9 protein-coding genes are annotated in these 15043 nt (G+C 65.1%); all 9 read left to right on the top strand.

Features of this window, described 5'->3' with window-relative positions:
• The first annotated feature begins 231 nt into the window (after positions 1-231).
• The 9 genes from ACQR1D_RS00140 (at position 232) to ACQR1D_RS00100 (ending at position 14945) form a co-directional block, all read left to right on the top strand.
• Positions 232-2994 (top strand): class I SAM-dependent DNA methyltransferase, encoded by a 2763-nt coding sequence (locus ACQR1D_RS00140; protein WP_434893705.1) that lies wholly within the window; start codon positions 232-234, stop codon positions 2992-2994.
• A 262-nt stretch (positions 2995-3256) separates the two neighbouring features.
• Positions 3257-3550, top strand: a complete 294-nt coding sequence (locus ACQR1D_RS00135; RefSeq protein ID WP_434893706.1) for a BrnT family toxin — start codon at positions 3257-3259, stop codon at positions 3548-3550.
• Positions 3522-5705: a DEAD/DEAH box helicase gene (locus ACQR1D_RS00130; RefSeq protein WP_434893707.1), complete on the top strand. Its 2184-nt coding sequence runs from the start codon at positions 3522-3524 to the stop codon at positions 5703-5705. The genes ACQR1D_RS00135 and ACQR1D_RS00130 overlap by 29 nt, the downstream gene beginning before the upstream one ends.
• Positions 5698-6900, top strand: coding sequence for a GIY-YIG nuclease family protein (locus ACQR1D_RS00125; RefSeq protein WP_434893708.1), 1203 nt, complete (start codon positions 5698-5700; stop codon positions 6898-6900). The genes ACQR1D_RS00130 and ACQR1D_RS00125 overlap by 8 nt, the downstream gene beginning before the upstream one ends.
• A 972-nt stretch (positions 6901-7872) precedes the next feature.
• A complete protein-coding gene (locus tag ACQR1D_RS00120; RefSeq protein WP_434882908.1) occupies positions 7873-9198 on the top strand; it encodes a DUF3422 domain-containing protein in 1326 nt (441 codons plus the stop codon).
• Between the two features lie 72 nt (positions 9199-9270).
• Positions 9271-9963 (top strand): DUF2848 domain-containing protein, encoded by a 693-nt coding sequence (locus tag ACQR1D_RS00115; RefSeq protein WP_434893709.1) that lies wholly within the window; start codon positions 9271-9273, stop codon positions 9961-9963.
• Between the two features lie 376 nt (positions 9964-10339).
• On the top strand, positions 10340-11494 hold the full coding sequence (locus tag ACQR1D_RS00110; protein ID WP_434893710.1) for a glycosyltransferase: 1155 nt from the start codon (positions 10340-10342) through the stop codon (positions 11492-11494).
• A gap of 26 nt (positions 11495-11520) precedes the next feature.
• Positions 11521-13791: an exopolysaccharide transport family protein gene (locus ACQR1D_RS00105; protein WP_434838877.1), complete on the top strand. Its 2271-nt coding sequence runs from the start codon at positions 11521-11523 to the stop codon at positions 13789-13791.
• Positions 13788-14945, top strand: coding sequence for a glycosyltransferase (locus ACQR1D_RS00100; RefSeq protein WP_434838878.1), 1158 nt, complete (start codon positions 13788-13790; stop codon positions 14943-14945). Before ACQR1D_RS00105 ends, ACQR1D_RS00100 begins: the two co-directional genes overlap by 4 nt.
• The last annotated feature ends 98 nt before the right edge of the window (positions 14946-15043 follow it).

The following is a 15043-nucleotide window of genomic DNA, read 5'->3' as shown; positions in this document are numbered from 1 at the left end:
GTCCTGGGGTGGGTTTAGCTGGTCCAGATTATATGTAGAAATGTTGCTACATTCAAGCACCGGTCCAGTGCTCCCCCGTGGCCGGGCCTCGTCTGCGCACGTCGTTCGAAGGTCAAGCCGGGGTTCGTTGGACCACTTCTGATCAACTTGCTCCTCGCGTGCCGGAGCGCTTGGCGCGATGCGCGGCTTGCGCGATAACCTCCAGGGATTCACGACACCTCCAAGGACATCATGAACGCCGTCGAGATCGAGGAGGCCATCTCCGCGCTGGCCGAGCAGGCTTTCGATGCCGCCGAGTTCCCGTATCTGTTCCTCCAGGCCTTCGGCAACAAGGAGGCGACGCTCAAGCGGCTGCGCAAGGGCGAGACCAACAAGTCCGACCTCGGCGGCGTGCTCCAGACCAACAACATCCACATCGCTGTCGCGCCGAAGGGCGAGGTCACCGCCACGCTCGCCGCGCTCAAGGCCAGCCCTGCGACCACCAGGGCCAAGGCCAAGTTCGTGCTCGCCACCGACGGCGAGGCGTTCGAGGCCGAGGACCTCGGCAGCGGCGAGACCGTCGCCTGCGCCTACCCCGACTTCCCGAACCATTTCGGCTTCTTCCTGCCGCTCGCGGGCATCACCACCGTCAAGCAGATCCGCGACAACGCCTTCGACATCCGCGCCACCGGGCGTCTCAACCGGCTCTATGTCGAGCTGCTGAAGACCAATCCGGACTGGGGCACGGACGAGCGCCGCCACGACATGAACCATTTCATGGCGCGGCTGATCTTCTGCTTCTTCGCCGAGAGCACCGACATCTTCCACGGCGACGACCTTTTCACCGCAACCATCGCGCAGATGAGCGACGCCACCAACGCCCATGAGGTGATCGGCGCGATCTTCCGCGCCATGAATATCAAGACCGCGGAGCGCGCGGATGCAAAGCTGCCGCGCTGGGCCGACGCCTTCCCTTACGTCAATGGCGGGCTGTTCTCCGGCAGCCTCGACGTGCCCCGCTTCAGCCGCATCGCGCGCTCCTATCTGCTGCACATCGGCGGCCTCGACTGGAAGCACATCAATCCGGACATCTTCGGTTCGATGATCCAGGCGGTCGCCGAGGACGAGGAGCGCGGCGCGCTCGGCATGCACTACACCAGCGTGCCGAACATCCTCAAGGTTCTCAATCCGCTGTTCCTCGATGATCTCCGGGAGAAGCTGGCGGAGGCCGGCGACAATTCCCGCAAGCTGCTCAACCTGCGCAACCGCATGGCCCGCATCCGCGTGTTCGATCCCGCCTGCGGCTCCGGCAATTTCCTCGTCATCGCCTACAAGGAGATGCGCAAGATCGAAGCGGAGATCAATCAGAGGCGAGGGGAGTCCGAGCGCAAGACCGAGATTCCGCTGACCAATTTTCGCGGCATCGAGCTGCGTGACTTCGCTGCTGAGATCGCTCGCCTGGCACTGATCATCGCGGAGTATCAGTGCGACGTGCTGTATCGGGGGCAGAAGGAGGCGCTGAGGGATTTTCTGCCGCTGGACGCGGAGAACTGGATTACTTGCGGGAATGCGTTGCGGCTGGATTGGTTGAGCGTCTGTCCGTCCGCCGGTACTGGTGTGAAGCACAATGCCGATGATCTCTTTGGCTCACCGCTGGATCAAGCGCAGATTGATTTCGATAACGTTGGTGGAGAGACCTACGTTTGCGGGAATCCACCGTATGTCGGAGACAAATTCCAAACGCCGGAGCAGAAGGATGATCTTCGATCCTTCAAAGTGGGTCGGCAGGACATCCGGGCAATCGACTATATCGCAGGTTGGCTTTGGAAGGCGTCCGACTACATCAAGGGAGGCGGATCTTTCGCTTTTGTCTCAACTAACTCAGTTTGCCAAGGCGTCCAAGTGCCGCTTATTTGGCCAAGGATACTAAGTGCTGGGCAAACTATATTCTTTGCTCACGAGGCCTTCTTATGGGGCAACAACGCTACGCGAAACGCGCAAGTGACCTGTGTTATCGTCGGAGTTACGTCTCGTCGGGATCGGGCTAAGTTGATATACACCGATGCAACTAAAAAGGAGGTTGCAAATATAAACCCGTATTTGGCTGCTGGTCCGAATGTGATCGTGGAGAGAGCCTCTGATCCTATATCGGAAATCGCGACGATGTTTGGTGGAAACATTCCCCGAGATCGTGGACACCTGCTTCTCAGCAATGAAGAAAAGAACGAGTTAATCAGCTCTTTTCCGGCAGCGGAGTCGCTTGTTCGCCCAATCCTTGGCTCAAGTGAGTTCATCAATGGATTGCGGCGGTATTGTCTCTGGATTTCCGACGATCAGGCCGAGTTTGCCTATTCGATACCGCCGATCGCGGAAAGACTAAGGCATGTTCGCGAGTACCGTCAGCATGGAAGCGAACGAGGTCGTGCTGGACTCGACACTCCCCACAAATTCGAACGTACGATCATCGGTTCAGAGAATACGATAGTGGTTCCCTCCGTGTCTTCTGAACGGCGTGAATACCTTCCGTGCGGGCTTTTGGATTCCTCTGTGAGAATTTCGAATCTTGCGCTCGCGATTTATGATGCTTCGCTTTGGAATCTCGCGTTAGTGGCCTCTCGACTGCACTTAGTTTGGATTTCAACTGTTTGCGGAAAAATGAAGACGGACTTTCGCTACTCCAACACACTTGGTTGGAATACTTTTCCGGTCCCTACGCTCACGGACAAGAACAAATTGGACCTGACACGCTGCGCCGAAGACATTCTCCTGACCCGCGAGTCGCACTTCCCAGCGACAATTGCCGAACTTTACGACCCCGACAAAATGCCCGACGATCTCCGCGCCGCGCATGAGCGTAACGACGAGGTGCTGGAGCGCATCTATATCGGCCGGCGCTTCCGCAACGACACCGAGCGGCTGGAGAAGCTGTTCGAGATGTACACGAAGATGACGGCCGAGCAGGCCGCGAAGGAAGGCAAGAATCGGACGGGCCGCAGGTCGAAGGCCGAGGCGTGAGAAGCATGCCGTTCGTCATTGCGAGGCCGCAGAGCGGCCGAAGCAATCCAGGGGCCGCAAGTGAAGGGCTGGATTGCTTCCGTCTACGCCCTGCGGGCTACGCCGGACACGTCGCTTCGCTCGCAATGATGAAGCGGGGAGCGCCGAGCGGGCTGCGGTCTCACTTGTCAAGGCCGGTTTCGGGCGTCGCTTAGGTCTTCAAGCACGCTGGACTCCGGCCGGAGAGAACATATAATGAACAGACAAGTTGCGGGGGCCACCGATGGAAGGGTTCGAATGGGACCCCGAGAAGAGCGCGTCGAACCTGCGCAAGCATGGCCTGTCGTTCGAGGAGGCGGCGTCGATCTTCCAGGGGCCGGTGCTGACCGGGCCGGACGGAAGCGGGGACGCATTCGGGGAGATCAGGGAAAAGAGCTTCGGCCTGCTCGGCGGCATGGTCGCCATCTGTGTCATCCATACCGACCGCAACGGAAAGATCCGCATCATCAGCGCCCGAAAGGCGACGTCCAGCGAAAGAAAGCATTTCGATGCCTATCTCAAACAAGCGCTTAGCTGAGCTGGCGGCGATGCCGGACAGCCAGATCGATACATCCGACATCCCGGAAGCCGATGAGAGCTTCTTCCGGTCGGCCAAGCTTCGGCAGCCGCAACAGGCGCATCCGCGTCACGTGCCCTCGGTGTCCGTGTCCTATGCCCGCACCGGCCGCTCGACCAAGGCCAATGCGCTGGGCATGCGGCCGATGCAGGAGCTGGCCTATGAGAAGCGCGGCGAGCAATATCTGCTGATCAAGTCGCCGCCGGCCTCCGGCAAGAGCCGCGCACTGATGTTCATCGCGCTCGACAAGCTGCACAATCAGGGCCTCAGGCAGGCCATCATCGTCGTGCCTGAGCGCTCGATCGGTGCCAGCTTCAACGACGAGCTGCTCAGCCAATACGGCTTCTGGGCCGACTGGCACGTCGAGCCAAAATGGAATCTCTGCAACGCGCCGGGCGCCGACAATGGCGGCAAGGTGAAGTCGGTCGCGGCGTTCCTGGAGAGCGCCGACAAGGTGCTGGTCTGCACCCACGCCACCTTCCGCTTCGCGGTCGATCAATACGGCGTCGAGGCGTTCGACGGAAGGCTGATCGCGGTCGACGAGTTTCACCACGTCTCCGCCAATCCCGATAACAAGCTCGGCCTGCATCTCGGCCAGTTCATCGCCCGCGACAAGGTGCATCTCGTCGCCATGACCGGCTCCTATTTCCGCGGCGACGCCGAGGCCGTGCTGGCGCCGCAGGACGAGGCGAAGTTCCAGACCGTCACCTATACCTATTACGAGCAGCTCAACGGCTACGAGTATCTGAAGCAGCTCGACATCGGCTATTTTTTCTACGAAAAGTCCTATGCCGATGACATCCTCAAGGTGCTCGATCCCGCGGAGAAGACGATCGTCCATATTCCTTCGGTCAACTCGCGCGAGAGCACCAAGGACAAGATCAAGGAGGTCGAGCACATCATCGGCGCGCTCGGCGAGTGGGAGGGGTCCGATCCTGTCACCGGCTTCCAGCTCGTGAAGACCTCGTCCGGCCGCGTACTGCGGATCGCCGATCTGGTCGAGGACGATCCCGCAAAGCGCGACCGCGTCTCGGCGGCGCTCAAGGACCCCGCGCAGAAGACCAACCGCGACTTCGTCGACATCATCATCGCGCTCGGCATGGCTAAGGAGGGTTTCGACTGGATCTGGTGCGAGCATGCGCTGACCATCGGCTACCGCGCCAGCCTGACCGAGGTCGTGCAGATCATTGGCCGCGCTACCCGCGACGCGCCCGGCAAGACCCGCGCCCGCTTCACCAATCTGATCGCCGAGCCGGATGCCTCGGAGGAATTGGTGACCGAGGCCGTCAACGACACCCTGAAGGCGATCGCCGCGAGCCTGCTGATGGAACAGGTGCTGGCGCCGCGCTTCGAGTTCAAGCCGAAGAACCCGGCCAATGAGGCGACCCCAGGCTATCAGTACGGCGAGGCCGGCTACGATCCCACCAAGTGCAACGTCGGCTTCAACGAGGAGACCGGGAAATTCCAGATCGAGATCAAGGGTCTCGTGACGCCGAAGAGCCCGGAGGCGCAGCGCATCTGCCAGCAGGATTTGAACGAGGTCGTCGCAGCTTTCGTCCAGGACAAACCGTCGATCGAACGCGGCCTGTTCGATTCCGAGCTGGTGCCGGAGGAGCTGACTCAGCTCCGCCTCGGCAAGATCATCAAGGACAGATATCCCGAGCTGGATGACGAGGACCAGGAAGCCGTGCGCCAGCACGCCATCGCCGCGCTCAACCTGACCCAGAAGGCCAAGGAGATCGCCGTGGGCGGCGTCGGCGCTGACGGCGAGGCGAGCCCGAACACCGCGTTCATCGACGGTGTCCGCCGCTTCGCGATGGACGTGCGCGAGCTGGACATCGACATGATCGACCGCATCAATCCGTTCGGCGAGGCCTATGCGATCCTGTCCAAGGCGATGACCGAGGACAGCCTGCGCCGGATCAAGGAGATCATCGAGGCCAAGCGCGTCACCATGTCCATGGAGGAGGCGCGCGAACTGGCGCGGCGGGCGGTCCGGTTCAAGCAGGAGCGCGGACGGCTGCCCTTGATCACCTCGGCCGACGCGTGGGAAAAGCGCATGGCCGAAGGCGTGGCGTTCCTGGCGCGCATGAAGGCGGAGGCTGCGCGTGGTTGATTTCACCGACGAGGACGATGCCCTGCTCGCCGAGCTGGGCGTCGAGGTCGAGACCAAGAAGGAAGGCGGCCGGACCGCGCGCGAGGAGCGCATCATCGCCGGCTTCGAGGAGATCCAGCGCTTCGTCACCGAGCATGGCCTGATACCGCAGCATGGCGAGGGCCGCGACATCTTCGAGCGCATCTATGCCGTGAGGCTCGACCGTCTGCGTGCGCAGGAGGACTGCCGCACCTTGCTCGCGCCGATGGATCATCAAGGGCTGCTCGCGGGCGCCGACGCCGCGCCGTCCGGCTTCGCCGAGGAGCTGGACGACGACGCGCTGCTGGCGCAGCTCGGCGTCGACGCGCCGGCCGACGACCTCACCGAGCTTCGCCACGTCCGCTCCGCCGCCGACAAGCGCGCGGCGGAGGAGATCGCCAACCGGACCAAGTGCGAGGATTTCGAGCGCTTCAAGCCGCTGTTCGACCAGGTGCAGAACGAGATCCGCACGGGCCTGCGAGCCACCCGGCCGATCGTCAAGGATACCGGCTTCCTCAAGGCCGAGATCAAGGCCGGACAGTTTTTCATTCTCGGCGGCCAATTGGCCTATGTCGCCGCCGTCGGCGAGCCCTTCAAGGCGCCGAACGGCGAAACCGACTCCCGGCTGCGCGTGATCTATTCCAACGCCACCGAAAGCGACCTGCTCCTGCGCTCGTTGCAGCGCGCGCTCTACAAGGACGAGGCGGGCCGCCGGGTCACCGAGCCGAACGCCGGGCCATTGTTCGCGGACAGGACCGAGGACGGCGACGAGGCGAGCGGCACGGTCTACGTGCTGCGCAGCAGGTCCGATCATCCCGACGTCGCGGCGCATCGCGACGTGCTGCACAAGATCGGCGTCACCGGCGGCGACGTCGCCGCGCGCATCGCCAACGCCCGGCTCGATCCGACCTTCCTGATGGCCGACGTCGAGATCGTCGCGACCTACGAGCTGTTCAACATCAACCGCACCCGTCTGGAAAACGTCATCCACCGTGTCTTCGCGCCCGCCCGGCTCGACATCATCATCAACGACCGCATGGGCAATCCCATTGTGCCGCGCGAATGGTTTTTGGTGCCGCTGTTCGTGATCGACGAGGTTGTCCAGAAGATCAAGGACGGCACCATCACCGGCTACGTCTACGATCCCAAGACCGCCGCGCTGACGCGGGCGGCGTGAGTTCATCCAAACGCGATGTAGCGTTTCGAAGAACACGCTATTTTGCACGTTGGCGGTCAACCACGAACGAGCTGTCAATGAGTTACTCGTCATGCCCGGGCTTGTCCCGCCTGCGTGGCGGAAGCTTCGGCGCGGCGCCGGCCCGGGCATCCACGTCCATCCGCGTTCGCTGGCCGACGTGGATGGCCGGGACAAGCCCGGCCATGACCCGTGGAGAGAGGCGGGCACGAGCTGACGTCCATACTTGCCATGACGACATCATGCGCCAGGGCGGATAAAAATTCTGCTTGCTAAATTTCCGAAATCATGTTCTACTTCCCGCATCCCGTCCTCATGCAGAGGGGCGTACGCGTCGTCACGATACGTTGAGGCGGGGAGCGGTGGCCGTGGGCCTGTCAGGTGCTTTTGCGCTGGACGAGTGGCAGCTCGCGGACGGTCAAGCCGTGTGGTCCTGGCGCCCCGACGCTGGCGCTAAGCCTCGATGACATGACGTGTCACGAGGTGACGGGGGCAAACAAGCCCGGTCCCCGGGGAGAGCTCGGAGCAGCCGTTAAATCCATCGCGCAGGGAGGGCCGGGTCTGTCCGGCTGAACCTGTGGTTCCTGCCCCGTGCAATTTTTCCGCACGGGGGCCACGGGCCTCAGTCGAGGTCCGGCCTTCCCTGCGCCCTCGGCATTTGAAGAGGGTCTTGGTGATGATGATCCCGGGTGCGATCGCGCCGCGGGAGGTGTTGGTGTGTCTGCGGGCATCATGCTCGACTTGCCGTGGCGCCGAGAGAGCCGCCGACGCGCCCGACATGGCCGCGGCCGTGGCGCCGTCATCGAATTGCGCTACACTGGTGTCACACGCGGCTGCCGCGTTGGCGGCGGGGACGATGAACGTCAGGGGGATGGACGGCATGACGGGGGTGATCAATTCAGGCGCAGCGCGATCGTCTGCGTCAGGTGTCGCTCTCAACAGCGGACCGTCCCGATGACGTCGCTCGACAAGTCCGCCTTCACGCCGCATGCCCTGCGCGAGAGCGTGCTCAACGAGGTGCATGCGCGGCCGTTCACGCCGCTGACGCAGCCGGTGCTGGTGATCCGCTTCGCCTTCATGGCGAAGGGCGACAGTCCAGCGGTCGACCGCGCCAGCCTCACCGCGTTCTGCGCGCAGCATGGTGCGCTGCCGCCGGAGCCGGGCGTCAAGCATCACCAGGTCGATCTCGGCCCGGTCAGGCTGCGCTTCGAGCAGCATTCGGAATTCGCCACCCTCACCTGGATCTGGAGCCCGCCCGCGGACTCCGGCCCGCGCCGCTTCGGGGCCATCGCGCCCGAGCTGCAGGCGCTGATCGCGGCGCTGCCGCAGGCCGGCGAGCTCTTGGTGGCGGTCAAGCTCGAGGTCGAGAACGCGGCCGATCCGGTGGCGCGCGCCGAGGAGATCTTCGACAAGAGCAGCCTCGCCATCGTGACGATCAAGGGCAGCGCCGGCGCGGTCGCCTCCGATTTCCGTCTCGACGATGACGGCTTCACCCGCATCCTGGTCTGCGCCGACGGACCGACGCCGGAGCGGCTCGGCGCGCTGGTGCAGCGCGTGCTGGAGCTCGAGACCTACCGCACCCTGGCGCTGCTCGGCCTGCCGGCAGCGCTGGCGCTGGCGCCGGACGTCGACCGCATCGAGCGGCGGCTGGTCGAGGTACTCGCGGAGATGCAGGGCGCGCAATCGTTCAAGCTCAACAACCACCTGCTGCGCGAGCTGACCGAGCTCGAAGCGCTGCTGGAGCGCGGCGCCACCGGCAGCCTGTTCCGGTTCGGCGCCAGCCGCGCCTATTACGACCTGGTGCAGGCCCGTCTGGCGGTGATCGAGGGCGAGCCGGTCGCGCCGTATTCGAGCTGGTCGTCGTTCCTGGCGCGGCGCACCGCGCCGGCGATGCGCACCTGCAACGCGCTGGAGGGCCGGCAGTCCAACCTGTCGCTCAAGCTGGCGCGCGCCGCCGATCTGCTGCGCACCCGCGTCAATGTCGAGCTGGAGCAGCAGAACCGCGATCTCCTGCGCTCGATGAACGAGCGCACCAAGCTGCAGTTGCGCCTGCAGAGCACGGTCGAGGGCCTGTCGGTGGCCGCGATCGGCTACTACGTCGTCAGCCTGTTCGGCTATCTCGCCAAGGGCGCGCACGACAGCGGCCTGCCGGTCGAGCCGACGCTGGCCACCGCCGCCTTCGTGCCGGCCGCGATCGCGCTGATCTGGTTCACGACCCATCAGATCCGCAAGCGGCACCTCAAGGAGGATCACGAGGCGGAGAAGGCCGAGCAGGAGTGAACGGCGGGGCGGCTTGCCAGCGCGCGGCCGGACGGCTAAGCGGCGGGCTGGTCAGCAAGAGGCGATGAGACGATGAGCGGTGCGACGATCGATGTCCTGGTTCACGCGGATGGTGCGGCGACGCGGCAGCGGATCAAGCTGAGCCGCCTCGTCATCGCCGGCTGGACCGGGCGCGATCCGGTCGCCCGCGACAAGCACATCGCCGAACTGGAAGAGCTCGGCATTCCCAGGCCCGCGACGACGCCGATCTATTACGAGGCCGCGGCCAGCCGGCTGACGACGTCGGACAGCATCGAGGTCAGCGGCGGCGACTCCTCCGGCGAGGTCGAGTTCGTGCTGGTGCAGGCGGGCGGTCGGCTGCTGGTCGGCGTCGGCTCCGATCATACCGACCGAAAGGTCGAGACCTACAACATCACCGTGTCCAAGCAGATGTGCGACAAGCCGGTCGCGCCGGAGCTGTGGCTGGTCGACGACGTCGCCGCGCATTGGGACCGGCTGCTGCTGCGCGCGTTCGCGACCATCGACGGCGAGCGCGTGCTGTATCAGGAGGGCGCGCTGAGCGGCATGCTGGCGCCCGTCGACCTGATCGCGCGCCGTTATGGTGAGGCCGGCCTGCCCGAGGGCACCGCGATGTTCGGCGGCACCTTTGCCGCCAAGGGCGGCATCCGCCCGGCCGACCGCTTCGACTTCGAGCTGGTCGATCCCGTGCTGAACCGCGTCATCCGCCACGGCTACGCGGTCGCGCAGCTCGCCATCGCCGGCTGAGGCGGCGCGCGATCACGTTCGCGTGCGGCGGCAGAGGTTAGCGAACGGGCCGCGGCGCGTCGTCGCGGTTTGGCTCCACCGATCACGGCGCGCGCAGGCGTTGCAATCGGCAAGGGCCTGTTAAGCAAGACCGCCTAGGGTGCCCGAGTGTGCCGAAGCGGACCAAAGTCTTGTTGCGCGTTCTGGTCCGGCACACGCCTGTCACGATCTGAGACGCGATGCGTCTTGCCGATCCTTAACTGATCCTTACTTGTTAGCAGCGGATTAGACGGGTCGGAGGAGAAGGGCGATTAACTAGAAGTTTAGGATTGGGTTTGTGCGCGTGAACGTCTCCCTTAAGGGTTTTATTAAATACCCCGGGAATTGGGAGAGTGCGATGCGCGTCGCGATCGTCCACGATTGGCTTTACGTTCTCGGCGGCGCGGAGAAGGTCCTTCAGGAGATCCTGCGCTGCTATCCCGGCGCCGACGTCTTCACGCTGTTCGACCTGCTGCGTCCCGAGGACCGCGCCAAGCTGGGATTCGAGACGTCGCGCACCAGCTTCCTGCAGAAGATGCCGCTGTTGCGGAAGTATCACCGCTCCTATCTGCCGCTGATGCCGCTCGCGATCGAGCAGCTCGACCTGTCGAGCTACGACCTGGTGATCTCCTCGAGCTGCGCGGTGGCCAAGGGCGTTCTGACCGGGCCGGAGCAGCTGCACATCGCCTATGTGCATTCGCCGATGCGCTATGCCTGGGATTTGCAGCACCAGTATCTGCAGGAGAGCGGCTACGCCACCGGCGTCAAGGGCCTGATCGCCCGCGCCTTGCTGCACAAGATGCGGATCTGGGATGCCCGCACCGCGCACGGCCCCGACGCCATCTTCACCAATTCGCAGTTCGTCGCCCGCCGCATCAAGAAGATCTACGGCCGCGACGCCAAGGTGATCTACCCGCCGGTGACGATCGCGCAGCGCGCGGCGATCCTCCCGGTCGGCAACCACTTCCTCGCCGCGAGCCGGCTGGTGCCCTACAAGCGCATCGAGCCGATCGTGCGCGCCTTCAACACCATGCCGGACCTCGAGCTGGTCGTGGCCGGTGACGGTCCGGAAGCCGCGCGGCTCAAGGCGATCGCGGGGCCGAACGTGAAGTTCGCCGGCTTCGTGCCCGACAAGCAGTTGCGCGACCTCATGACCACCGCCCGCGCCTTCGTGTTCGCGGCGGAGGAGGATTTCGGCATCATTCCGGTCGAGGCGCAGTCCGAAGGCGCACCGGTGCTGGCGCTCGGCCGCGGCGGTGCGCGCGAGTCGATCCTCACCACGGGGCCGCGCCCGACGGGCATGTTCTTCGAGTCGCCCGAGCCCGAGGCGATCGCGTCTTGCGTGCGTGCGTTCGTGGCCAAGGAGAAGTCGATCTCGCGTCTCGATTGCCGCCAGCGCGCCGGCTTCTTCTCGGCCGAGCGTTTCCGCAGCCAGTTCGTCGCGGCGGTCAACGAGGAGATCGACAGTTTCCGTGCGGGACATCAGGGCCGCGCGACGCGGCTGATTGCGTAGTGTTGGATGTGGCGCGGGTGCAGATCATGAGGCAGGCGGCTCTTGGCGAGGCCTTGTCCGGCATTGACGCCGTCGCCCGGATCTGGCGCCGCCGCGGCGTGTTCGCCATCGTGGCCGGCGCCGTCCTCGCGCTCGCCGTGGCCGCACTCGTGCTGCTGCCGGTGCGCTATCTCGCCACCGCTTCGGTGATCATCGCCGAGCAGGAGCCGGGTGCCAACACCTCGGCGGCGTGGGCGCAGAAGATCGGCGATCCCGCCGACATGGAAAGCCAGCTCCTGGTGATCCGCTCGCCGCGCCTGCTGCGTCAGATCATGTCGTCGCCCGGCGTGGTCGACGCCGTGGTCGGCGAATGCGAGCGCGGCCGTCTCATGGGTTCGGCCGATGCGTGCCAGCGCCTGAAGACCGATCCGGGCGCGTTCATCGATCATGTCGACAGCCGCTTCAGCATCGCCTCGGCCGGCCGCTCGCGCGTCATCAACATCTCCTATCAGTCGAGCAGTCCCGAGGTTGCGAAGACGCTCGCCAACGCGTTGACGCAGACCTTTCTCGAGGACCAGCGCACCGAAGGCGCCAACAGCCGCGAGGTCGCGAGCTCCTGGCTCTGGAAGGAATTGAAGCAGCTCGACCAGCAACTGCGTCAGGCCGACGACAAGATCCAGAAGTTCCGCCGCACCAAGGGTCTGATGCGTGGCGCCAATGCGCCGATCTCCTCGGAGCGGCTGACCAGCATCGGCCAGCAGCTGTCGCAGGCGGAGGCCGCGCGCGCCGACGCCGCGGCGCGGCTGCAGGAGATCAAGTCGGAGCAGGAGCGCGGGCCGACCGACGCTCCGTCGGTGCTGCAGAGCCGCACCATCGCCGATCTCAAGCAGCAACTGACGACCGTGAGCGCGCAGCTCGCCAGCGCGACCGGCGTGCTCGGGCCGAAGCATCCCTCGATCCTGGCGCTGACGCGCGAGCAGGCGATCATCCAGCAGCGGCTGGTCGCAGAGATGCAGAGCATCGCGGCGAGCGCGCAGAAGACGTACGATGCCAACACCGCGCTGGTGGCCTCGCTGAAGAAGCAGATGGACGCGGCGAAGGCGGAGGCCGGCTCGGCCACGCTGGACGAGGCCTCCATCGAGAGCATGGTGCGCGACACCGAGATCAAGCGCCAGCAATATGCCGAGCTCTACAAGAAAGCGAGCGAGCTCGAGACCGAACGGCGCGTCCTGCGCGGCAGCACGCGTCTCGTCAGCCTCGCTGAGCTGCCGAGCAAGCCGTTCTTCCCGAAGAAGATCCCCTTCCTCGCCGCCGGCATGACGCTCGCGTTGATCTTCGGTGTCGGCGCTGCGCTGCTCGCCGATAAGCTCGGCGCGCGCCTGATCAGCCCGCCCGTGCCCGTCGCTCCGGAAGCGCCGGCCGGGCAGGTCGAGACGCCCGCTGTCGACGAGGCTCCCGCCATCGTCCCTGAATTGGCCGAGCGTGTGACCGCACCGGAGGCGGCGAAGCCACCGGCAGCGCCCGAACGAGGGTCTCATCTCCCGAGCGTCGCCGACGTTTCGATCCTGGCCTGCCTGCCGCGCCTGAAGAGTCTGCGTGAGATGTCGGCGCTCGGCGCCATCCTGCAGGGCCATCAACCGCTGGCGATCCCGCGCGTCTTGCGCCTCGCCTCCGAGGACGCTGATTTTCAGCACACGCTGCATGAGCTCGTCCACGAACTCGGTTTGAAGCGGGCCGCCCGATCGCAGCGCATCGTCGTGACCTCTCCTGATGCAGCAGATGGCAAGACGACCACGACCTGTGCGCTGGCAGAGCACCTCGCGGCCGCAGGCCGGCGCGTGCTGGTCGTCGAGTGCGACGTCTCGCATCCCGCCTTTGCCGAGATCATGGCGCTGCCGGCAAACCCCGGATGGGTCGGCGCGCTGGAGCGCGGGACGCCGCTCCGGGACATGGTTCTGCCCACCGCGCATCCGTCGCTCGACGTGCTGCCGGTTGGTGAGGCGACCGGTCCGGTCGGCGACATTCTCGACGCGATCAGCCTCGACGGTCTCCTCGCTGGTCTCGATGGCTATGATGCCGTGATCGTCGACACACCATTGCCGTCGCAACGGAACGACTTCCTTGCCGGTACGGACTGGGCGATCGTCTGCGTTCGCAGCGACCGGTCGTTGATCGAGCCGGCGGTCGCGACGGTGAACAGGAGCAGGGCGCTCGGAGCCCGCGATGTCGGCATCGTCGTCACCATGACCGACGTCGAGCACCGCAGCGCGCCTGTGGTCCAGACCGCGCCCGTGGCAGCCTACGCCGGAGCCGGGTGATGTCGACCGAGCGTGTCCTGTTCGTCGATCATACCGGGCAGATCGGCGGCGCCGAGCTGATCCTGCTCGATGTCGTCCAGGGCCGCAGGGATTCCGCGGTGTTCCTGTTCGAGCCGGGCCCGCTCGGCAAGGCGCTGGCTGAGCGTCGCATGCCGGTCATCACGTCGCGCTGGGGCCGCGGCCTGGGGCAGTTCAGACGCGACAGTTCGTGGCTCAAGGCGCTGCCGCTGTTCGGCAGACTCGCGGCGATCACCGCGGAGCTCGCGCATGTCGCACGCAAGCATGACGTCCTCTATGCCAATTCGCAGAAGGCCTTTGTCCTGTCGGCCATCGCCAACATCGCGGCACGGCGGCCATTGATCTGGCATCTGCACGACATCATCAGCCCGGCTCATTTCGGCGTGCTGCAGCGTCGCATGCAGATCTTTCTCGCCAACCGCTTTGCGGCGAAGGTCGTCGTCCCCTCCGAAGCCGCCGCAGCCGCCTTCATCGCGGCCGGAGGTCGACGCTCTCTCGTCGAGGTCGTGCCCAATGGTCTCGCCGTCGAACCCGTGCCGGCGTCGCGCCAGGAGCTGAGGCAGCGGCTCGGCCTGCCGTCGGGACCGCTGGTGGGCGTGTTCAGCCGGCTCGCGCGGTGGAAGGGGCAGCATGTTCTGATCGAGGCGCTGGCCGAATTGCCGGACGTGCACGGTGTCATCGTTGGCGACGCATTGTTCGGCGAGCAGGACTACGCGGCTGAGCTGAGACGGCTCGTTGCCGATCTCGGCCTCGGCGACCGCGTTCATTTCCTGGGACATCGCAGCGACGTGCCGCTGCTGATGCAGGCGATGGACGCGATGGTGCATCCGTCGATCGATCCCGAGCCGTTCGGCCGCACCCTGGTCGAAGCGATGCTCGCCGGCGTGCCGGTGATTGCCACTGACGCCGGCGCTGCGCCGGACATCCTCGAACATGGCCGGGCCGGTCTGCTCGTGCCGCCAGGTGATGCGCGTGCGCTGTCCGAGGCTTTGGACGCGGTGCTGGCTGAACCCGAGATCCTCGCGCCACAGCTCGACTACGCGTCGCGCCGCGCGCGCACCCACTACAGTCTTGCACGCATGCTGGACTCGATCGGGCTTCTGATCCGCAATGTCGGCGCGGGAGCGGCGGTGTGAGCACGATCGTTGCATCTGCCCCGTCCTCCGAGCGGTGTACGGTCGATCTCGTCGCAGACTGCGATTCGCTCGGCCCGACCCTCGCCATTCTCGCGCCA

The organism is Bradyrhizobium sp. HKCCYLRH2047 (genome assembly GCF_051168175.1).
Taxonomy (GTDB): domain Bacteria; phylum Pseudomonadota; class Alphaproteobacteria; order Rhizobiales; family Xanthobacteraceae; genus Bradyrhizobium.
Note: the sequence above shows the minus strand (reverse complement) of the source record. Positions and strands in the feature narration are given on the sequence as shown.

Coding starts and splice junctions, on each gene's coding strand:
- ACQR1D_RS00105 (WP_434838877.1), top strand. CDS start 11,521: ATGAGGCAGGCGGCTCTTGGCGAGGCCTTGTCCGGCATTGACGCCGTC.
- ACQR1D_RS00135 (WP_434893706.1), top strand. CDS start 3,257: ATGGAAGGGTTCGAATGGGACCCCGAGAAGAGCGCGTCGAACCTGCGC.
- ACQR1D_RS00140 (WP_434893705.1), top strand. CDS start 232: ATGAACGCCGTCGAGATCGAGGAGGCCATCTCCGCGCTGGCCGAGCAG.
- ACQR1D_RS00130 (WP_434893707.1), top strand. CDS start 3,522: ATGCCTATCTCAAACAAGCGCTTAGCTGAGCTGGCGGCGATGCCGGAC.
- ACQR1D_RS00110 (WP_434893710.1), top strand. CDS start 10,340: ATGCGCGTCGCGATCGTCCACGATTGGCTTTACGTTCTCGGCGGCGCG.
- ACQR1D_RS00120 (WP_434882908.1), top strand. CDS start 7,873: ATGACGTCGCTCGACAAGTCCGCCTTCACGCCGCATGCCCTGCGCGAG.
- ACQR1D_RS00115 (WP_434893709.1), top strand. CDS start 9,271: ATGAGCGGTGCGACGATCGATGTCCTGGTTCACGCGGATGGTGCGGCG.